Here is an 18,384-nt window from a genome sequence, read left to right as displayed (position 1 = left end):
AGACAATCGCTCCCCATGCCGCATCGGACTGCCGGCGCATCGTGGCAAGCTCTCGCACTAAGGCCGACAGGCTGTTAACCTGCCTCTTTCACAAGCGCTTTTCCCGCAGGTTATGAGTCAGATGGACTCAGCCGAAGGAGGAAAAGGACGAAGAAGCGGCGATCCAGCTTTCGGGGCTCGGCCGGCAGCCCGCCTGCGCGATCGCTTGCAAGACGCGTTCCTCGGTCATGATCCAGCGCTTCCGACGATAGAGCTGGTAATCCCCCCTCCATTCGCTCGGCGTCAGATTGATGGTCGCCAGGTTCGCTCCCGCCCGAAGGGCCCGCACGTACCCCGAAGAGTCGCAGAGGTTCAAGGCACTCACGGCCGGGACGACCCAGCGGGGCGAGGAGAGCCGGAGAACGGCTACTGCATTGAGCGTCTGATCGAGGTCCGCCCTCTTCTCCGAAAAGAGCGGAGTCCCTTCGCCGGGGATGAAGGGACTGACGCTGCAACCGCGAAGAGTGAGCGAGCGGAGAAGGTCGAGCGTGCCGATCAGCTGATCCAGGGTCTGGTTCGGAAGACCGTAGATGAAGCCCGAGGAAACGTACCAACCCGTCCGGACAAGATACCGGATCGCCTCCAGCCGCCTCTCGATCGTGCCCGGGCATTGCAGAAGGCGATATTGCTCGGGATCGCCGATTTCGAGCTTAATGATGTATCCACGGGCCCCCGCCTGCCTCAATTCGTCATAGAGGCGATGATCGACCGTTCCCAGACAGACGCTAATGCCCAAGCGTTTCTCCTTCGCGATCTCCTCGATCACCGGCAAGACCAGTTCCTTGAGAGCAACAGGATCCTCGCCTGCCTGAAAATTCAGGTCGGTGACCGAGGAGGGCAAACTTTCGTCGATTACCCGTCGAATGACGTCTCGCGCCAGCCGGAATCGACGAAGCGCGTCGTTCTCCCGGCGCATCCCGCAATAGGCACAGTTTTGTCGGCAGAAATTGCCAACCTCGATGACGCCCCGGACAAAAATCCTTTTGCCGAAAATCTCCTCACGCGCCCTCTGCGCGCTGGCCCAAAGAGATGCTTGTGCTTCACCGCCCGCCGTCAGCGCCGATCTACGCCAATCCGCCTTCGCCTCTGCGAAATATTCCTCCTCGCCGCCTCGTTCCTTACTCACGACGATATCGTTCCCGGCTGCATGAATCCTCCGAAACATGGTCCGAACTCGCCGGGCTTGCCTACGAAACCCTGTCGGCGGTACAGAGTCATCTTTACTAATAACTCATTCATAGCCCAATTGTTATTAAGTTCATTCTTGATCGGAAGCGCCCAGTCGTTCAGGCTATCCCCATGCTCGTTCGATTAATGAGAGGATCGTATTCTCTTTTTCTGATGGGGACCATCGCGGCCAGCTCGCTTCTGTCGATGGAACTCCTGCCGTCCACGGCTTTCGCTAGCAGCGATCCGGCGACGGACTCCTCTTCCGAATGGAAGACCACACACACGGAGGAGCAGAGCGCTGCTCCTTCGAGCAAAACGGGTACGAAGTCGACAAAGCAGAAGGCAACCCCCGCCGCCTCTTCGACAAGCCGGAAACACTCCACCGCATCTTCCAAGGCGAGCGGATCGGCAGCGAAGGAACGCACCGAAAAAAATGGCCAGCAGGCCGACAAAGAGACAAAGCCCGAACCAATTGGAATCCAACTCGAGAAACTCTTCCGGGGGATCGGCGCCGATCTAGAAGAATTTTTCGTAGGCACTCGGACCGTCGACAAGGACGACTGACCGTTCCCGCCCGGGCGTCCGTTCTTTCCCCTCCCGCAGCCGCATATTAACACGAGCCACGGGCGATCGCAGTACCCTCTGCGCCCTGTCGGTAATCCCCTATCCTAAAAGACCCGTGTGTTCTTCGTCGGAACAGATCCTCGCAGACTCGCCCTGGGCGTTCCGCTCCGGTGAGCGCCTTGGAGAGGAATCGCGCGACGGGTGTTAGGCGCGGAAGAGGTCTGAGCGACAAACCGATAGTGCTGAATTCGGGAATACTCTTTGGGCCAGACGGTCCAGAGAGAACCCGGCTGGCGGAAATCCGAATACCAGATCCCTCGATAAAAGACTTCGATATGGCCATAATGATTTCTCCTTTTCGGAAGGAGGATCCGGACATCGTAGTTTCTCGGCTGTACATTGGGCGAACTTCTCACGTAACAGCCGGTCTTCAGAAGCGGCTCTCCGTACTCCTTTGCGTAGTCCCGCCGCTCCAGCTTCGTTCCGGTCAGTTCTTCGACAGCGACGCGTACCGCCCGCGCACACATGCCTTGGGAATGCCGATGCCTGGGGAGAGCCCTTTCGAAAGCCTTGGAATTGAGGTTTGGAGTCCTCTGGACGACTCCGCCGCCCTGGACGGCTCCGCCGGCTAGGCAGCGCGAAACATCTCCTGCCGTGATAAGCGATAACAGCAGACCTCCCCGGACAAGGATCTTGTAAAGCCCCATTTGAGTAATGGCTTATGCCCAAAAGGCGGCGTCTGAGCAAGACTTTCGTCGTTTCTTAAGAGTTTCGACCCGTTTTTTCCTCTGGCCGACTCGATCGATTGGGCTCGCAGCCCCGCGACTGCCATGTAAGCCTCCGTTTCTCACAAGCTTTCTCCTGCGGCTTGCAGAATGGGCTTGTCTGCTTCGTTGAGCTTGGTTTTCCATCCTTGCAGTATGTCCTCATACAGCCCCGGTGGAAAACCAGCGCGACGCCTCGCATTCAGGCCCATTTGCGGCGCCTCGGCTACGAAATTTGTGAGAAATGGCGGCTAAGGACTCTTCCGTTCGCGGCTCCGGCAAACGAAAGATCAGACGACCAGGGCAGAACGAATCCGTGGGGGAAGAGGATCCAGTGAATCGGCGATCCCGAACGCAATCGAGAAGGCTGGCTCCCCCCTCTTCCGCCCGCCTCCGCGCGAAGAACGCCGTCGCGAGCCAAGTTCCCTTTCCGAACGCGACGCTGCTCTGGAGATCTTGGGAAAAGACCGCGGCTCGTTTCGCGGAAGAACCCGCTCTCCTTCCGCTCGAGTCGGGGCAATGGATTCGTTTTCGCGACATCGATTCCTCAGCACGGCAGCTCGCCCGGGAGCATCTCGCCGGAGCGCGAGGAGCATGGATCGCCTTCTCCCGGCCCAATGGTCTGGAGTGGATTACGATTTTTCTCGCCTGCCAGGCGGCGGGTGCGGCGGCCATGCCGCTGGATGCCACCATTCCGGCGGAAAACCTAGCCGGTACGGCCCGCATGCTCGGCGCCTCCCGCATTTGGACCTCAAGCGGCTTGGAGTTCTTGGGCCCGCAGCGTCGGCGGGGCAGGTCCGCCGTCATCAAAATCAGCTCGGGAAGCCGCCGCGAAGCTGCTCCCCTTCCCTTCTCGGCCGAAGCGATGATCGAGGATGGACGGAATACGGCCGCCGCGATGGAGACAAGCGAAAAAGACGTGGCGTTGGCCCTTCTTCCTTTCGGCCATTCGTATGCCCTCGGCAGCTTGATCCTGCCCTTCTTGCTCCGGGGCCTGCGCCTTGTCTCGGCCAAGGAATTCCTGGTGAGCCAGATCCCAAGCTGGATCCGCAACCACGCAATCACCTTCTTCCCTTCGGTTCCGGACATCTGGCGCGCCTTAGGTCAACTCCGCGGTGCGTCCACCCTTCCTTCCCTACGGCTCGCCGTCTCCGCCGGAGCTGTTTTGTCCGCCGAGACGGCCAGACGAATCTGCGACCGCTTTTCGGTGAAGATCCACAGCCTCTACGGCTCCTCGGAAACGGGCAGCATCTGCTACGATGGAAGCGGAGACGCCACCATCGAGGAGCGCTCCGTGGGGAGGCCCCTTCCTCGCGTATCGGTCACGATCCGCCGCGACGGCAGGGTTTCGGTTGTCAGCCGAGCGCTTTCCGGTCGACGCGAGCGGATCACGCTTTCCGACATCGCCGAATGGAACGAGCGAGGCGAGATGCGCTTATTGGGGCGGGCCGACCCCGTGGTCACGATCGGCGGACGCAAGATCCATCCTGCGGAAGTCGAAGCTCTTTTGCGGCGCCTTCCCTCGGTTACGGACGCCCACGTCCGATCCGTGCGGAGTCAGTCGCGCAACTACCTGATCGCCGCCGTGGAAAGCCCGACGACCGCCGGCAAGCTTCTTCGCCTTCTCGCCGACTTCGTCCCATCCTGGAAGATTCCTCGCCTCTTCCTCTGCCTCCCGCATCTTCCTCGCAATGGGAGAGGAAAAGTAGAGGAAAAGGCGCTTCAGGCACTCTTCCGGGAAGCCTATCCGCAGCTCCCTGCGGCGGAAGCAAGCAAGACCCGGCCGCCGGCGACCGGCTCATCCGATTCCCGGATCAAGACGGAGAACTCCGCCAGGCTGCCATAGACGCGCTCCCGCTTGACCTCGATGGAGAGCGTCTGACCGGGGAGGGCAGCCCGCACGAATTTGAAAGCAAGGATCTGAGCGAGCAGCAGCGGTTGCGCACGAGACAGGCCGAGAAGCTCGGACCAGAGGCAGCCTGCGGCTTGCGCGCCGCACTCGACGAGCAGGACCCCGGGAAAGAGCGCCCTGCCGGGGAAATGATCGGCGAAGACAGGCAGCGACGGATCCAGAAACTTTTTTGCCCGGGCAGAGCCCTCCGTTCGATCGACTTCGACCTCGTCGACCCAAGTAAAGCCGGGTCCGTGGGGCAGTTCGGGCGCCATCATGAGGGATCGTGACAAAGAAGGAAGGAAGCCTTGCCCGCCCCACTCAGGCTTCGAAGCGGCTTCAGGGAGAGCACTCCGGTCGAGGCGCAAAGAACTAATACAGTGAAATTCTGTCCATGGATCGTGACACCCACGTCGTCGCCGCGAATCCAGCTGCCGGGCAGATTCCTGGGAGCCAACAGCACGATTGCATCTCCGCCCCGCCGGGAGGCCTCTTGGGCAAGACGGTAGAGCGGCTGGTGGGAAAGCCCGACCGTCTCGAAGGATCGCAACACCCCCAAGACACGGTAGGGTCGTCGCGGCATGCGAGACCAGACGGGCAGATCCTTTTCTTCGATGCGATAAACGACCAGAATCCTCGCCCCCGCCTCGGGTTCGGGAGCCTCTCCCTTCCAACGATCAAAGGTGAGATCTCGAGCCTGAACGCTAGCGGCAGAAAGAAGCAGAGACGCTGCCAGGAGGCGCAAGACGCCGAACCTCTTTGCAGGGAAACTCATCGACCCCCTTTCTTTCTTTTCTTGGCCTGCTCCTCGCCTAGCCTCATGGGGCTTGCGCGGGCGATCCGCCGACGTTCTCTCTTGCAGTAAGCATCTGGCGTTCCGTGGGATGTCGCTCACTTCTTACTTGTCAAGTGCCGGGAGGACTGTAGCCTGGAGTCGTTCGCAATGCCACAAACAACTCGAGGAGAATATCGATGAAGATACGCTTGCTTCTGTCTGCCTGGTCGCTTTTCCTTTCCATCGGCTGCCTCTGGACCGCCCCACGAACCTTCGCCGCCTGGAACCTCCAGGAAACCGTCGGCGAGGCCGCCGCAACGATCCATCAGTTCAAGGAGGAGGGAAAGATCCCGAAGTCGGTTTTCGATAAAGCCAAAGGAATTGCCTTTTTGAAGATGACCAAGGGAGGGCTGGTTATCAGCGGAGAGTATGGGCATGGACTCGTCGTCCAGCGTCTTGCCACTGGCTGGTCCGGCCCCTCGGCGATCTCCAGCAGTGCCGTGGGGATCGGAGCGCAAATCGGGGGAAGCGAGACTACCTATGTCTTCGTATTGAACAGCGAGAGCGCGATTCGGCACTTCTCCCATGGCGGCAAAGTGCAAATGGTCGGGGAGATGAGCGGCGTTGCCGGCCCCGAGAGCGACCATGATGTCTTCTTGAAGCCAAAGAGGGCCGTCTATGTCTACCGTGTGACGCAAGGACTCTTTGGAGGCATTGCCTTCTCCGGGTCGGATCTGCACGAAGCTGCGGATACCAACGAGAGATATTACCACCGTGCCGTTACGGCCCGGGAAATCCTTTCCGGAAAAGTCGCGCCGCCCCATCGGGCCAAAACCCTGACGAATGCGCTCAACGCCCCCTATCCCAAATAGGGCAGGCCCATCGCACGTCAGAACTCGTGGCCGCGAGGCACCCCCCTCCACCGAGGGGGGTGCGGCCTTGGTGAGAGAGGCAGGTTTACGCCTTCTCCAGGGAGGCGACGGCCATCGCGGCCATCCCTTCCCCTCTCCCGGGAAAGCCCATCCCTTCGTTGGTCGTCGCTTTGATCCCGATCCGAGTGAGTTCGATGCCCAGGGCCCGCCCGATCGCCGCACGCATCGCCTCCAAATAGGGGCCGATCTTCGGAGCCTCGGCAATCAGCGATGCGTCGAGATTCTCGACGACCCAGCCCGCCCGTTTTAGGAGTTCTCGGACCTCCTCCAGGAAGATCAGGCTGGATGCGCCTTCCCAGCGCGGGTCGGAGTTCGGAAAAAAGTGCCCGATATCCCGCTCTCCCGCAGCTCCGAGCAGAGCATCTGCGATGGCGTGGAGCAGTACATCGCCATCGGAATGGCCGAGCAACCCCTTTTCCGAGGGAATCACCACTCCTCCCAACACGAGCTTTCTTCCCGTCACGAGCCTGTGCGCATCGTAGCCAATCCCAACGCGTCCCATCCTGATCCCTTCCGGTTTGCTTCCGCCAAACCCATCGCCTTTTGCCTCCGACCCGCGGCTCGGAGCATGCTCTTTACCAAAACGTCGTTCCGCTCTATATCGGGAGGAGATGCTTCCGACAAGCTTAGCCCTTTTGGGAACGGGCCTTTTAGGTCAGGGCGTGGCGCGCCGCTTCCTGGCTCGCAAGGTTCCCGTGGCAGTTTATAACCGGACTCGAGCCAAAGCGGAAAACCTCGTCGCACGGGGAGCGCGGCTGTATTCTACCCCGCAGGAGGCGATTGGAACCTCCGAGATCCTTTTTCTCTGCCTCTCGGATGCGGCCGCCATTCGACGGACGGTCTTTTCCGATCCCTGCCGACCTCTCTTGTCCGGTCGAACCCTCTGTCAAATGGGTACCATCGGCCCGGAAGAGAGCAAGGAGATCGCCTCGCTTGCTTCCTCTCTCGGGGCACGTTATCTCGAAGCCCCCATTCTCGGAAACGGCAAGGATGCGGAAGAAGGCCGGGCTCAGATCATGATCGGAGCGGTCCCGGAGGATCGCGAACGCTGGCAGGAGCTGCTCGGCATGCTTGGGAAATGCTTTTGGATCGGTCCGGTGGGAAAAGCAGCGGCACTGAAGCTCGCCTTGAACCAGCTCATTGCCGCGGAGATGGCCGCCTTCGCACTGAGCTTGGGTTTTGTCCGGCGTTCCGGAGTTCCGGTCGAACCCTTCCTGGACATTCTCCGCGAGAGCTCCCTCTACTGCCCAACCTTCGACAAAAAGCTCTCCCGGATGCGGGAGCGCAACTTTGCCTCTCCCAACTTCTCGGTTCGGCTTTTGCTTAAAGACGTCGATCTCTTCCTCGCCAATGCCGCGCCGCTCGAACTCCGATCCGACTCCCTAAAAGGGGTGAGGACCATCATTCAGGAAGCGGTGGAATCCGGCCGGGCTGATCTCGACTATTCCGCGCTGATCGATCTGGTCGATCCTCTTCCTCCGGCCGGAGCGGATGGAGAAGGTCCAACCGCATGAGGTTGCAGCTCTCCTGCCGCGAGGGTCGACTTCGCTACCGCCGAGAGATTTTTTTGCCGGCAACGCACCGTTCCCGACTCGGATCAAAGAGCAAGCTTGCCAATGAGGTTCCGCAGCTTTAGTTGTTTTGAGGAAGCTCACACGGCCCCATCATCTAGCTGGTTAGGATACGGCCCTCTCAAGGCCGGTGCACGGGTTCGAATCCCGTTGGGGCTATGAGTTGCGGATCGATGGGAACGTTACTGAAAAACGCACACCATTTCCCAGCAGTGCCGCAGGCAGGATTGGAACTCGGCACCGCCCGACGGGCCGAGTTCGTGAACATCACCCCTCGCCTCCAGGAGATCGTCCAGTGCAACGGTTGGAAGGAGGGCATTCTTACCGCCTTTGTTCCCCATACGACAGCCGGAATCACCATCCAGGAAGGAGCCGATCCTGATGTCGTTTACGATATTCTTGGTTGGCTCGAGCGGACCATCCCGTGGGTCGATCCCTCCTATCGGCACGGAGAAGGGAACACGGCAGCCCACATCAAGGCTTCCCTTCTCGGCTCCTCGATTCGCTGTTTGTTGGAAGAAGGCCGCTTGCGCCTCGGCACCTGGCAGGCCGTCTTCTTCTGCGAGTTTGACGGACCGCGAAACCGCAAGGTTTGGGTTTCTTTCGAGCCGGCGTCTTCGCCCTAGCCTGCATGTCTTACAAAGTTCGTACCCGAGGCGCGGCGGATGGGCCTGGATGCAAGGCGGGCCGCAGGTTTTCTCCCGAAGCTGTATGACGACATACTGCAAGGAGGGGAAACCAAGTCCCAACGAAGCAGACAGGTCCATTTCGCAAGCCGCAGGAGATCGCTTGTGAGACATGCAGGCTTACCTGCCGTCTTGTTCACCCTTGCTCACGGCCAAAAGACAGGCCGGCTAAAGAGGAGAGACCGGGAAGAGAAGGGAGAGGCGGCTCCCCTGCCCTGGGACCGAATCGACCTCCACTTTCCCTCGGTGATCCTCCATGATCTTGCGAACGATCGCCATCCCGATTCCCGTCCCCTGCGCCTTACGGGTCAGGAAGGGGACGAAGAGGCCCTCCATCTCTTCCGCCGTCATTCCGGGCCCGCTATCTCGCACTTCCAAGGCGAGATAAGCCATCCCGTCCCGCTCCACCACGGATGCATCCAAACCCAAGCGCCCGCCCTGGGGCATCACCTCTGCAGCGTTCAAGATCAAGTTGAGAAGCGCCTGCTCGATCTGGCCGCGATCGCCTTGCAAAGAGGGAAGGGGAGAGGAAACGCGTTTTTCGACCTGGATCCCTTGCGCCGAAAGTTTATGGCGAACCAGGAGAAGGATCTCGTCGAGCATCTGCGGGACGGAAATTGATTCCGCCAGGGGCTGCGCCGAACGGCCGAGTGTTAAGACCTGCTCGGCGATCCGATTCATCTGGCGCAGCTTCGTCCCGATCACCGCCAGATCCTTTTGAACTCCCGACTCGGCCGGGAATCGCTCCGCCAGCGTGTAGAAGAGCATCTGGATGACCGTGAGGGGGTTCCGGATCTCATGGGCGACTTCCGTGGCAAGCAGCCCAAGTGCCGAGAGACGTTCCGATTGCCGGAGCCCCTCTTCGATTTTCATGATCTGCTGGATCAGCTGTGCCTTCTGGATCGCCACCATCGAAAGATCCGCAAGCGTTTGCAGTAGCTCGATTTCGCTATTGGAAAAGCGGTGGCGCTCCGCCATGAAGACGCAAAGAACGCCAATCCGCTCCGCGAACGAAAGGGGGACGGCCAGGAGCGAACGGAGCCCCGCGCCGCGCGCCCGGAGCTCCGGGCAATGCACATGAGGCTCCTCCGCCAGGTCCAAAACCGCCAGCGGCTTCCCCTTTTTCATCACGACGGAGAAGACCGATTCGTCTACCGGGATGGCAACCTCTTGCGGGAGATCGGATTCTGCGCCGAAAGCCGCCCGAAGGACCAGATCCGCCTTATCTTCGCCGAGAAGAAAAAGGAAAGAGCGAGCTCCTCCCATCAAGCGGGCGGCATTCCGCACGACCCCATCGACGAGCTGATCCAGACCTGAATGAGAAACAAGCGTCTGAGCCATTTCCACCAGGGTGCCGAGCTGCCTGGCCTGACGACGGAAGCCTTCGATCTCCCAGCCCATGGCAAGCCAGCGAGCCGCCTTCTGCGCCAACTGCACGAGCTCTTGCTCGTGCATCCGAGTGAAATGACCGACCCGGTGGCTATCTACATTGAGCACCCCGATCACCGTCGATCCAATCTCGACGGGGACGGCGAGTTCCGAACGGATTCGCTCGTCGATGGCGACATAACGCCACTCCCGCCGGACGTCGGAAATCCGCATCAACCTCCCCGTGGTTGCCACCCAGCCGGTCACTCCTTCATCCGCCCGCAGTTTGGTTCGGCCCGCTCCCTTCCGCAGGCCGACAGAGGCCTCGATTTCAAGGAAGCCCGTGCTCGGGTTTAACAGGATGAAAGAACCGCTGTCTGCTTTCGTCTTCGACAAGGCAAGCCGAAGGAAGCAGCGGATCACTCCCCGCGGATTCAGGAGGCTTTGAATCTCTTCGGGACGAGCCCGCTCGATGATAAACCGTCCTTCGCCCATTTCACATGCCCATGGCTCTGCGGAGCCGCCGAGTCAACCTCTCGATGTCCTTGTCGTCCTCGAGTTTTCCACCGCCCGTTTTCCTCAAGTAGAAAGTGTCCAGAGCGGCGCCCTTCTCGGTTACGATTCGAGCAGACACCACGTCGATTCCGCCGGCGGCGAAAGCGGAAGCGATCCGGTAAAGTAGGCCGGGCCGGTCGGGTGTCTCCAGGTCCAGAATCGTACACCAGCGACTGCTGGTGGTATCGAAATGGATCCGCGTGGGGAACTCCGCCTGCCGCATCCACTCGGGCAGGCGCTCGATCTGCTTCTCGACCAGAGGGGAAAAATCGAATTCTTCGACCGAAAAGGCCTGCGCAAGGAGCCGAGAAAAGGGCGGCAGATATTGATCCGCATCAGCCGCGGGCCCTTCCGGCAGACAGACACAGAAAGTGTCGATCGCGATTCCATCGCTGCGCGAGTAGACGTCGGCGCTCAAGATCGAGATCCCCAGCGCGGCGAAGCTCCCGCAGATGCGCGCAAAGACTCGTGCGCGATCCCAGGTCACCACGATCACCTTGGAGTAACCCTGTTCCGATACATCGATCCAGTCGATCACCGGACAGAGGCTCGGTTCCACGGTAACCACCTGCTGGTACAAAAAAGCGTGGACCGCCAGGAGATGTCGCCAAATCTGCTCCTCCGGACAACGAAGGAAATAGCCTGCCGGGAGATTCTCGAAGTGGGCGTCGATCTCCTCCACCGAGACCTCCGCTTGGAGCCGCTCCTTCATCCGCACTGCCAACTCTTCCTTGGATCGCTTCCACTCTCCCTCTCCTGAGAAAGAGCGGCCGAAATGGGCGCTTGCCGCGCGATAGAGCCGCCAGAGAAGGAGTTCCTTCCAGCTCGACCAGGAGTCCGAACCCGCAGTGCCCTCTCCATCGACGAAAGTCAAAATCATGAGAAGATCGAGCCGTTCCTGCGTTTGAACCAGGCGACAGAACTCTTCGACCGTCTCCTTCTCCTCGAGATCCCGCCGAAGAGCCGTTTCCCACATGAGGAGATGGTTGCTCACTAGAAAAACCACCGTAGCAAGCTCCCGTGGAGGAAGCCGGAGGCGCTTGGCGACCCGCACGGTGTTGGTCGCGCTCTCCTCGGCATGGTGCCGCCGGTTCATCACTCGCCCGGTATCGTGCAGGAGAATCGCGAGCGCGAGGAGATGGGGACGCTCCACATTTTCGAGGAGCGAGCGGTAGGCGGAAAAGGGAGGATTCGGATCCACCCAAATCCGATCCAGCATCTCCAAGCAGAGCAAGGTATGCTCGTCGGCCGTATAGCGATGGTAAAACTCATGCTGCACCAGGCAGGTCAAAGGAGCAAACTCCGGAACGAGTCGGCCAAGAAGCCCAAGCTCGTGCATCGGTCGCAGAACCCGCCCGACCCTTCCCTTGCTCGAGAGAAGGGAGAGCAGCATTTCTCGCACCTCTTTTCTCTGCAAGAGGGGACCTCGCAGAAGAGGCAGCTCCCGGGCGATCTCCATCGCAAGGCCCGGACCGATTTCGACGCCATGTCGCTCGGACAGCACGAAGGCCTTGACGAGGCCCAGCGGGTTCTCCCGCAGCCAGCGTCGCGGGGGAGACTCGAGCTTGCCGTCGACCAGAGGAAATTCCTCGATTTCCTGGACGCCGCCCCCGCTTTCCGAGGGAACTCTGCTTTTTCTCTTGGCAAGGCTCTCGAAAACCAGGTTGGAGAGTTGGTAGATGACACGCGCATGCCGGTAATAGTCGCGCATGCATTCCTCGATTCGTCGCAACAGGTTCGGTCCGGGATAACGGAGAGAGCTCGCGACCTTCGCCTGCAATCCGAGTGTCAAGAGGTCGCTGCGTCTCTTTTCGACATAGTGCATCTCCGCGCGAACGCGGAGCAGGAAATCGTAAGCTTCGTCCAGGCGTTTCCCTTCCCTCGCCTGCAGACGCCCGCTTTTGATCAAAGAATCGGTCGTCCTGATTCCCTCCCGCACGCGAAGAACCCAAAAAAGGTTCTGGTAATCGCGCAAGCTGCCGCATCCATTCTTGATATGCGGTTCCTGAACGAGAACCGTACCTCCGTACTTGGCATGGCGCTCCCTCTGATCCTCCATACGCCATTCGACGTACTCGTCTTCTCTGCCTCGGAGGCATCCCTGCTCGAAGAACGCCTGGAAATTCTTCCAGAGTGCTTGCGGCCCGGAAATGAGACGAGCCTCCAGCAGGGCGGTCTTGGTCAAAAGGTCGCGATTGGCGTAGTCGACGATTTCTTCGACCTGCCGCGTCGAGTGCCCTACCTGAAGACCGATATCCCATAAAGTATAGAGCACCTCCTGGACCACCTCTGCGACCCGCTCTTCTTCTTCGTGGGAGCAAGGTCCGGAGAGGAAAAGGATATCGACATCGCTGTAAGGACAAAGCTCGCCCCTTCCAAAGCCGCCCACGGCCGCCAGCAAGAGGGGAGGAGCGTCCTGCGCCGAACGAAATGTCCGCTCCATGGTGGATCCCCAGATGTGCCGCAGAAGAGCTGTCAGCAACGCCGCTTGTCCGCGCGCTCTGGTCCTCCCCCCTTTTCCGAGAGAATGTTCCATGCGTAGCGCATGCAACTCCTTCTGGAGGAACTTCCGGTAGAAGATGGCGCGATCCGCAATCCGCTTCTCCCCCGCGACCGCCTCCCGCTCCGCCTCTCGGAGAGCTTTCTCCAATGGCTTCAGGAACGGCGCCACCGGATCCGTCAGAATTTCCTTGTCAGCGCTTCCCATGGGTATTCAAAGACTCTCCATGGCTAGTTTGGGTGTAAATATCGATCACGTAGCGACCTTGCGACAAGCCCGGTATCGGGCGAATCCGTTTTCTCCGTTCGCGGAGCCCGATCCACTGGAAGCCGCACGGCTTTCGGAAGACGCGGGCGCTTCCCTCATCACCGCCCACCTTCGAGAAGACAAGCGCCACATCCAGCCGGAAGACATCCACCGGATTCGGAGCGTCGTACGCCGTTTCAACTTAGAGATGGCCGTCCTTCCCGAGATGATCGCCTTCGCCTGCGAACTCCATCCCGATGAGGTCTGCCTCGTTCCCGAGCGACGGGAGGAAGTGACCACCGAAGGAGGGCTGAATCTTCTCGGCCACGAGGAACGGTTTTCCCAAGGGATCGCCCAACTCCGCTCCTCCGGAATCCTCGTCACGGCGTTCATCGATCCTGACGAATCCCAAGTGCGCGCGGCCAGAACGGCGGGGGTCGACTGTATCGAGCTCCATACGGGCGGTTACGCGAATGCAACCCGTCCGGAAGCCGAGGAGGTCGAGTTGGCGAAGCAGGCGGCTGCCGCCGAGCTGGCGCACTCCCTGGGTTTGGAGGTTCATGCGGGGCATGGACTCACCTACCGGAATGTGCGCCGCTATGTCGCGCGTATTCCCCACGTGCGCACGCTCAACATCGGCCATTCCATCGTCTGTCGCGCTCTCTGGGTTGGATGGGAGAAAGCAGTCCGAGAAATGGTTTCTCTGGCGACGGGAGAATAACCTCCCCCGCGTCAACGGGCCAGCCGTGCCGGATTGGGATAGACGCATGGACAGCAGCCCATGACCCGGCAAAAGGCCTTGCTGAAATGGCTCAAGCTCGAGTATCCGACGGCCATGGCTGCTTCGGTGACATTGTGGTCCCCCTTCCGAAGCAGCTCCGCGGCCTTTTCCATGCGGAGCCGGCGCAGATAGGCGGGCAGAGTCTCTCCTACTTGCTCCGAAAAGATGCGGCTGAGATAAAAGGGACTGCAGCCGACCTCGCGGGAGAGAGCCTTCAAGCAGAGCGGTTCCGCAAGATGCGCCCGGAGATATTCCTCGGCTCGCTCCGCCCATCGCCGCGCGTTCCAATGGAGCCGCCGCTCCGCTTTCCGCGGGGATTCTTCGAAGAGGATCACTCCCGCAAGCTCAAGAGCACGACCCCAGAACCAGAGAGAGCGCGCTCGACCGGGCACGTCCGGAGCCACCCAGTGATTCCAGGCGTGGCCCCAATACTCCGGGAATGGACGAACTTCGCCGATCAGGGGAGCTGAGCTTCTTCCGGCAAGCCATTTCCGAACCGTCGCCGGCAGATTGTCTTCCAACCCTTCGAGTTCCTTCGCCAAACGAGAGCGAGACCACTCAAAAGTCAGAAACCGATTCGACTCCCCACCCGAGCGGGTTGCCTCCAACCCCTCTCGGCGTATCGCGTAAAAGCCGAAGAATCCCGGGAGAAACATCAGGCTCTGCTTCCCGGCCCGCACGAGTCCATGTCCGGCAAAATTGACGCAAATTTCCAAACTGTCCGGATGAAAGCTTCGCGCCCAATCGACCGCTTCCGCTGCGGAAAACTCAAGAGCTTCGACGCTCCAGCCAAGAGTGAAGATGTCTCCTTCGAGCTGTCTCCAGCCACCGACCGGCTCCCAGACGTCGGCTTCCATCGGCCTCTCTCGGGCGGTAGACATTCGGGAGAAAAACTGCCACCAACGCGTCCCAGGGGCAACCCGATTCTGTACCTGGCCGCAGGAGAAAGCTTGCGAGAAAGGGCGACTAATCCAAGAGAGCGAGACGATATCCGACCCCGGGCTCGGTCAGCAGGAGAAGCGGCCGCGCCGGCTCGACTTCGATCTTATCGCGCAACCGGCCGATGTAGACGCGCAGGTAGTGGGTCTGCTCGACCGACTTCGGCCCCCAGACCTCCTGGAGGATCTGGCGATGCGTGAGCACCTTACCGGCGTGGCGGACGAAAAGACGCAGCAGAGCATACTCCGTCCCGGTCAGATGAAGCTCCTCTCCCTTTATCCAGAGGCGTCGGGCGCTCAGGTCGACCTCCAGAGCGCCGCTGCGGAAAAGGGGGCTCTCCGCGGGACGAAGGGCCCGGCGCAGCATCACGCGGATTCGCGCGAGCAGCTCCTCGATGCCGAACGGCTTGGTCAGATAATCGTCCGCGCCTGCGTCCAGGGCGCTCACCTTCTCCTTTTCCTGGCCGAGTGCCGAGAGCACAAGGATCGGGACCTCGCTCCATTCGCGGATGCGCCGGATCACTTCCACTCCGCTCATATCCGGCAACAAGAGATCCAGCACGACCGCATCCGGCCGATTTTGTGCGACAGCCAAGACTCCATCCCGGCCGTTCACCGCCTCCACCACGGGATAGCCATGACCCTCCAGGGCTAGTTGCAGCAAGCGCCGGATTTGCGGTTCATCGTCGATCACGACGAGCCGAGGCGGATGCTCTCCGCCGGTCTCACTCTCCATTTTGACTATCCTTTTGTCGATGCCGCCGCTTCCGGAACGCGCTCCAGGGGAAAGAAGAGGGAAAACACCGCCCCTCCTCCCGGCCGATTCGCCGCTTCGACCCGCCCGCCGTGAGCCTCGACCACTCCTTTGACGATCGAAAGACCCAATCCCGTTCCTCCCGGAGGAGCTCCACTCCCACGGTAGAACTTATCGAAAAGATGGCTCCCGCCATCGGGTCCGAGCCCCGGTCCACGGTCGGAGACGCGGACGACCATCTCTTGCCGGGATCGGTCCTCCTCGACCGTCAACGCCACGGGAGTGGCCGGCGGCGTATGCATGGCGGCATTGAGCAAGAGATTCGTGAGCGCCTGCTGCACGAGTGGGAAATCGATGCGAACCAGTGGAAGATCGCTCGAAACGCGGACTTCGACTTCACGCCCTTTCAGCTCTTTCTCGGTGTCGCGAAGCGTCGCATTCACCAGGTCCTTTCCATCGCACCACTCTTTTTTGAGCTTGAAATGGCCGGAGCTAAGCCGAGCCATATCCAGCAGATTTTCGACCAGCCGGTTCATTCGAGTCGAAGCCGAAGCGATCTCCTCCAAGTAGACCTCCTCCGAGCCGAGTTTCCTGCGGGATTCCGCCGGGAGGCTCGAGACCGCTGCCGTGATGACCGCCAGTGGCGTGCGCATCTCGTGTGAGATCGAATTGAGAAGGGTTTGACTCAGACGCTCCGACTCGGCTGCCAGCCGGGAATGCTCGGCCACTTCGCAGAGATTTTGGCGATCCACCACCAGCGCGATCTGATTGGCGCAAGCCTGCAAGAGCGTCTTCTGATCGAAGGTAAGGGTCTTTTCTTCCAAAAATCGCACTCCCAGCACCCCGACCGCGTTGCCCGAGCTGACCAACGGGATGTAGTGTCCTTGCGAAAGGGGGAGATTGTCGGTGAATCGGCCCGAGGGCCGCACGTTTTCGAACGCCCATCTGGCGACAGCCACCTCGCGTTCGCTCACCCGAAAGCTGCTCGCCCAGTGCGGCACCGAATAGAGCCCCTTCTCCATCGGATTCGCCAAAAAGAAAGCGACCTCCGCATGAAACGTCCTGCCGACATGCTCCACGACCCGGGAGACAATGTCATCCATAACCGTCGCCGACGAGAGTTCCTGCGTGAGGAGATACAGGGCGGTCACCCTCTGCTCCCGCCGCCGTTCGGCCTTTTCCTGCGCTCGGGCGCGGGCAATGAACTGCCCGAGAACCAGAGCAACCACCAGGTAGGTGCCCACCATGATCCCGTTGTCGAACCCGAATACGCCCAGGGTGAAACGCGGAGAGAGGAAGAAGAAATCCCAGAGCACCGCGCTCAAGAAGGCCGCAAAGAGGACCGGCCCCCTTCCGACGAAGAGCGCCAAGAGGACGATTGCGAGCAAGTAGATCAGCCCGATCGACCGGCTGCCGAGCCAATGGTGAAGGGCGAGATTGAGAAAGCTCAAGCCGAAGACGACGGCGGCGGTCACTCCGTACGAGGAGCCGGGAGACTCTACCAGATGCCATCGATTCGGGGAGCGCGCAGGCTTCGCTTCTCCCTCCACTCGAACGATATGGAGATCAATCTCCCCACTCTCTCGAGCCAGGCGGTCGAGTAAGGAATGGCTTCGAAGCCTGTTGAGGAGACCCCTGCCTCCGGGTTTACCGAAAACGATCTGGGTCACATTATGCTGCCGGGCGACCCGAACGAGCCCGCACACTAGGTCGTCGTCGGTCGCCGTGGCGACCTCCCCTCCCAGACGGCGAACCAGATCGAGGTGATGCCCCAGTCGCGCTTCTTCCTCGGTGGAGAGCGGATGAATCGATTCCACGTAAGCAGCGACCCAGGGGCAGCCCAGGCTGTCGGCCAGCCGCCGGGTCCACCGGATCAGCGGCTCGGAAAATGGGCTTGCACTCACGGCAACCATCAGTCGATGACCGGTCTTCCATGGTCCCAAGACATGCATGAGCTGCATGTACTCGTGCACATCCTTGCCCGCCTTTTCGGCCGCCAGCCGCAGGACGATCTCGCGCAGAGCCCGCAGGTTTCCTTCCCGGAAAAAATGGAGCGCGGCGGCCCGCGCCCGGTCCGGAATATAGACCTTTCCCTCCGAAAGCCGCTTGAGCAGATCCTCCGCCGAGAGGTCGATCACCTCGATTTCCGCCAGATCGACGAACCGATCCGGCACGGTCTCTTGCACGGGAGCGCCGGTGATCTGTTGGACGGTGTCCGTTCGGCTCTCGATGTGCTGCACATTGAGCGTCGTAAAGACATCGATTCCCGCCTCCAGCAACTCTTCGACATCCTGGTAGCGCTTCGGATGGCGGCTGCCGGGAGCGTTGCTGTGCGCCAGTTCGTCGACGACGGCCAGATGCGGCCGGCGTTCGAGAAGCGCATCGAGATCCATCTCCTCCAACCGAAGCCCTCGATACTCCACCAAGCGCCTGGGAATTTTCGCAAGCCCCTCGACCAAGGCTTCCGTCTCCTTGCGTCCGTGAGTTTCGACGTAGCCAATCACGACATCGCGCCCATTCGCCTGTTCCACGCGGGCGGCCTGAAGCATCGTGAAGGTCTTTCCGACCCCTGGGCACATTCCCAAGAAGATTTTGAGATTCCCCCGGCGCTTCTCCGCCTCTTCCTTCGAGATGACGGCCAATAGGGAGTCCGGATTCGGACGCTCGTCTGACTGAGCGGGCATGCGCGGAGAAGAGTAGCATCCCCCCCTGCCCCCTTCCAACAAAACGAGGAGCGGCGCTCCTCCGCCTCGCGCCGGAGCCTCCATCGCGAGCGGAAAAAAGGAGAATTGTCGTGCACAGCCTAGGTCTTTGTGTTAATCGCTCCTTTTTCCAACCGATTCGGAGGTT

Annotated in this window: 16 protein-coding genes and 1 tRNA gene; 6 read left to right on the top strand and 11 right to left on the bottom strand. The window is 60.5% G+C overall.

The genetic code is table 11. From position 1 onward, the window contains the following. Positions 1 to 127 precede the first annotated feature (127 nt). From MAMT_RS09815 to MAMT_RS09805, 3 genes are all read right to left on the bottom strand, one after another. The gene (locus MAMT_RS09815; protein ID WP_246186640.1) at positions 128 to 1,165 is read right to left on the bottom strand and encodes a radical SAM protein; all 1,038 of its coding nucleotides are present in this window, start codon (positions 1,163 to 1,165) and stop codon (positions 128 to 130) included. A 160-nt stretch (positions 1,166 to 1,325) separates the two neighbouring features. Next, complete coding sequence (locus tag MAMT_RS09810) at positions 1,326 to 1,634, bottom strand: hypothetical protein (RefSeq protein WP_142660849.1); 309 nt, start codon at positions 1,632 to 1,634, stop codon at positions 1,326 to 1,328. Between the two features lie 243 nt (positions 1,635 to 1,877). Then, on the bottom strand, positions 1,878 to 2,300 hold the full coding sequence (locus MAMT_RS09805; protein ID WP_142660848.1) for a hypothetical protein: 423 nt from the start codon (positions 2,298 to 2,300) through the stop codon (positions 1,878 to 1,880). A 571-nt stretch (positions 2,301 to 2,871) separates the two neighbouring features. Here MAMT_RS09805 and MAMT_RS09795 point away from each other — a divergent pair. Further along, the gene (locus MAMT_RS09795) at positions 2,872 to 4,383 is read left to right on the top strand and encodes a class I adenylate-forming enzyme family protein (protein ID WP_178087066.1); all 1,512 of its coding nucleotides are present in this window, start codon (positions 2,872 to 2,874) and stop codon (positions 4,381 to 4,383) included. Here the strand turns inward: MAMT_RS09795 and MAMT_RS09790 are convergent. Both MAMT_RS09790 and MAMT_RS09785 read right to left on the bottom strand, forming a co-directional pair. After that, positions 4,281 to 4,706 (bottom strand): 3-hydroxyacyl-ACP dehydratase FabZ family protein, encoded by a 426-nt coding sequence (locus MAMT_RS09790; RefSeq protein WP_142660846.1) that lies wholly within the window; start codon positions 4,704 to 4,706, stop codon positions 4,281 to 4,283. The two genes, MAMT_RS09795 and MAMT_RS09790, sit on opposite strands and share 103 nt — an antisense overlap. Beyond that, complete coding sequence (locus tag MAMT_RS09785; RefSeq protein WP_142660845.1) at positions 4,703 to 5,203, bottom strand: hypothetical protein; 501 nt, start codon at positions 5,201 to 5,203, stop codon at positions 4,703 to 4,705. Before MAMT_RS09785 ends, MAMT_RS09790 begins: the two co-directional genes overlap by 4 nt. A gap of 197 nt (positions 5,204 to 5,400) precedes the next feature. On the opposite strand from MAMT_RS09785, the gene MAMT_RS09780 reads away from it, so the two are divergent. Beyond that, positions 5,401 to 6,075 carry a lipid-binding SYLF domain-containing protein gene (locus MAMT_RS09780; protein WP_142660844.1) on the top strand — a complete coding sequence of 225 codons (675 nt, stop codon included), beginning with the start codon at positions 5,401 to 5,403 and terminating at the stop codon, positions 6,073 to 6,075. Between the two features lie 85 nt (positions 6,076 to 6,160). Here the strand turns inward: MAMT_RS09780 and ispF are convergent, their stop codons facing one another. Then, positions 6,161 to 6,637, bottom strand: coding sequence for a 2-C-methyl-D-erythritol 2,4-cyclodiphosphate synthase (gene ispF / locus MAMT_RS09775; protein WP_246186639.1), 477 nt, complete (start codon positions 6,635 to 6,637; stop codon positions 6,161 to 6,163). 109 nt (positions 6,638 to 6,746) lie between these two features. Here ispF and MAMT_RS09770 point away from each other — a divergent pair, with 109 nt between their 5' ends. From MAMT_RS09770 to MAMT_RS09760, 3 genes are all read left to right on the top strand, one after another. Next, positions 6,747 to 7,649 (top strand): NAD(P)-dependent oxidoreductase, encoded by a 903-nt coding sequence (locus MAMT_RS09770; protein ID WP_142660842.1) that lies wholly within the window; start codon positions 6,747 to 6,749, stop codon positions 7,647 to 7,649. A gap of 143 nt (positions 7,650 to 7,792) precedes the next feature. After that, positions 7,793 to 7,865: transfer RNA gene (locus MAMT_RS09765), tRNA-Glu, on the top strand. Between the two features lie 14 nt (positions 7,866 to 7,879). After that, complete coding sequence (locus tag MAMT_RS09760; RefSeq protein WP_142660841.1) at positions 7,880 to 8,332, top strand: secondary thiamine-phosphate synthase enzyme YjbQ; 453 nt, start codon at positions 7,880 to 7,882, stop codon at positions 8,330 to 8,332. Positions 8,333 to 8,560: 228 nt separating this feature from the next. Here the strand turns inward: MAMT_RS09760 and MAMT_RS09755 are convergent, their stop codons facing one another. Together MAMT_RS09755 and glnD are read right to left on the bottom strand one after the other, a co-directional pair. After that, complete coding sequence (locus tag MAMT_RS09755; protein WP_142660840.1) at positions 8,561 to 10,255, bottom strand: GAF domain-containing protein; 1,695 nt, start codon at positions 10,253 to 10,255, stop codon at positions 8,561 to 8,563. A gap of 1 nt (position 10,256) precedes the next feature. Next, on the bottom strand, positions 10,257 to 13,022 hold the full coding sequence (gene glnD, locus MAMT_RS09750; RefSeq protein ID WP_246186638.1) for a [protein-PII] uridylyltransferase: 2,766 nt from the start codon (positions 13,020 to 13,022) through the stop codon (positions 10,257 to 10,259). Between the two features lie 19 nt (positions 13,023 to 13,041). Between glnD and MAMT_RS09745 the strand changes: the two genes are divergently transcribed. Beyond that, complete coding sequence (locus tag MAMT_RS09745; protein WP_142660839.1) at positions 13,042 to 13,782, top strand: pyridoxine 5'-phosphate synthase; 741 nt, start codon at positions 13,042 to 13,044, stop codon at positions 13,780 to 13,782. A gap of 11 nt (positions 13,783 to 13,793) precedes the next feature. Here MAMT_RS09745 and MAMT_RS09740 read toward each other — a convergent pair whose 3' ends face one another. From MAMT_RS09740 to MAMT_RS09730, 3 genes are all read right to left on the bottom strand, one after another. Then, positions 13,794 to 14,699: a helix-turn-helix transcriptional regulator gene (locus tag MAMT_RS09740; RefSeq protein WP_178087065.1), complete on the bottom strand. Its 906-nt coding sequence runs from the start codon at positions 14,697 to 14,699 to the stop codon at positions 13,794 to 13,796. Positions 14,700 to 14,808: 109 nt separating this feature from the next. After that, positions 14,809 to 15,516 carry a response regulator gene (locus MAMT_RS09735; RefSeq protein WP_142660837.1) on the bottom strand — a complete coding sequence of 236 codons (708 nt, stop codon included), beginning with the start codon at positions 15,514 to 15,516 and terminating at the stop codon, positions 14,809 to 14,811. A gap of 5 nt (positions 15,517 to 15,521) precedes the next feature. Next, on the bottom strand, positions 15,522 to 18,218 hold the full coding sequence (locus tag MAMT_RS09730; RefSeq protein WP_142660836.1) for an ATP-binding protein: 2,697 nt from the start codon (positions 18,216 to 18,218) through the stop codon (positions 15,522 to 15,524). Positions 18,219 to 18,384 lie beyond the last annotated feature (166 nt).

This window comes from Methylacidimicrobium tartarophylax, from assembly GCF_902143375.2.
GTDB lineage: Bacteria > Verrucomicrobiota > Verrucomicrobiia > Methylacidiphilales > Methylacidiphilaceae > Methylacidimicrobium > Methylacidimicrobium tartarophylax.
This window is presented reverse-complemented; position numbering and strand designations above follow the sequence as displayed.

Excerpts from the sequence above, each read along its gene's own strand:
- MAMT_RS09805 (WP_142660848.1), bottom strand. The coding sequence starts at position 2,300 with ATGTGTGCGCGGGCGGTACGCGTCGCTGTCGAAGAACTGACCGGAACG.
- MAMT_RS09790 (WP_142660846.1), bottom strand. The coding sequence starts at position 4,706 with ATGATGGCGCCCGAACTGCCCCACGGACCCGGCTTTACTTGGGTCGAC.
- MAMT_RS09785 (WP_142660845.1), bottom strand. The coding sequence starts at position 5,203 with ATGAGTTTCCCTGCAAAGAGGTTCGGCGTCTTGCGCCTCCTGGCAGCG.
- MAMT_RS09780 (WP_142660844.1), top strand. The coding sequence starts at position 5,401 with ATGAAGATACGCTTGCTTCTGTCTGCCTGGTCGCTTTTCCTTTCCATC.
- ispF (WP_246186639.1), bottom strand. The coding sequence starts at position 6,637 with ATGGGACGCGTTGGGATTGGCTACGATGCGCACAGGCTCGTGACGGGA.
- MAMT_RS09770 (WP_142660842.1), top strand. The coding sequence starts at position 6,747 with ATGCTTCCGACAAGCTTAGCCCTTTTGGGAACGGGCCTTTTAGGTCAG.
- MAMT_RS09760 (WP_142660841.1), top strand. The coding sequence starts at position 7,880 with ATGGGAACGTTACTGAAAAACGCACACCATTTCCCAGCAGTGCCGCAG.
- MAMT_RS09755 (WP_142660840.1), bottom strand. The coding sequence starts at position 10,255 with ATGGGCGAAGGACGGTTTATCATCGAGCGGGCTCGTCCCGAAGAGATT.
- glnD (WP_246186638.1), bottom strand. The coding sequence starts at position 13,022 with ATGGGAAGCGCTGACAAGGAAATTCTGACGGATCCGGTGGCGCCGTTC.
- MAMT_RS09745 (WP_142660839.1), top strand. The coding sequence starts at position 13,042 with ATGGCTAGTTTGGGTGTAAATATCGATCACGTAGCGACCTTGCGACAA.
- MAMT_RS09740 (WP_178087065.1), bottom strand. The coding sequence starts at position 14,699 with ATGGAAGCCGACGTCTGGGAGCCGGTCGGTGGCTGGAGACAGCTCGAA.
- MAMT_RS09735 (WP_142660837.1), bottom strand. The coding sequence starts at position 15,516 with ATGGAGAGTGAGACCGGCGGAGAGCATCCGCCTCGGCTCGTCGTGATC.
- MAMT_RS09730 (WP_142660836.1), bottom strand. The coding sequence starts at position 18,218 with ATGCCCGCTCAGTCAGACGAGCGTCCGAATCCGGACTCCCTATTGGCC.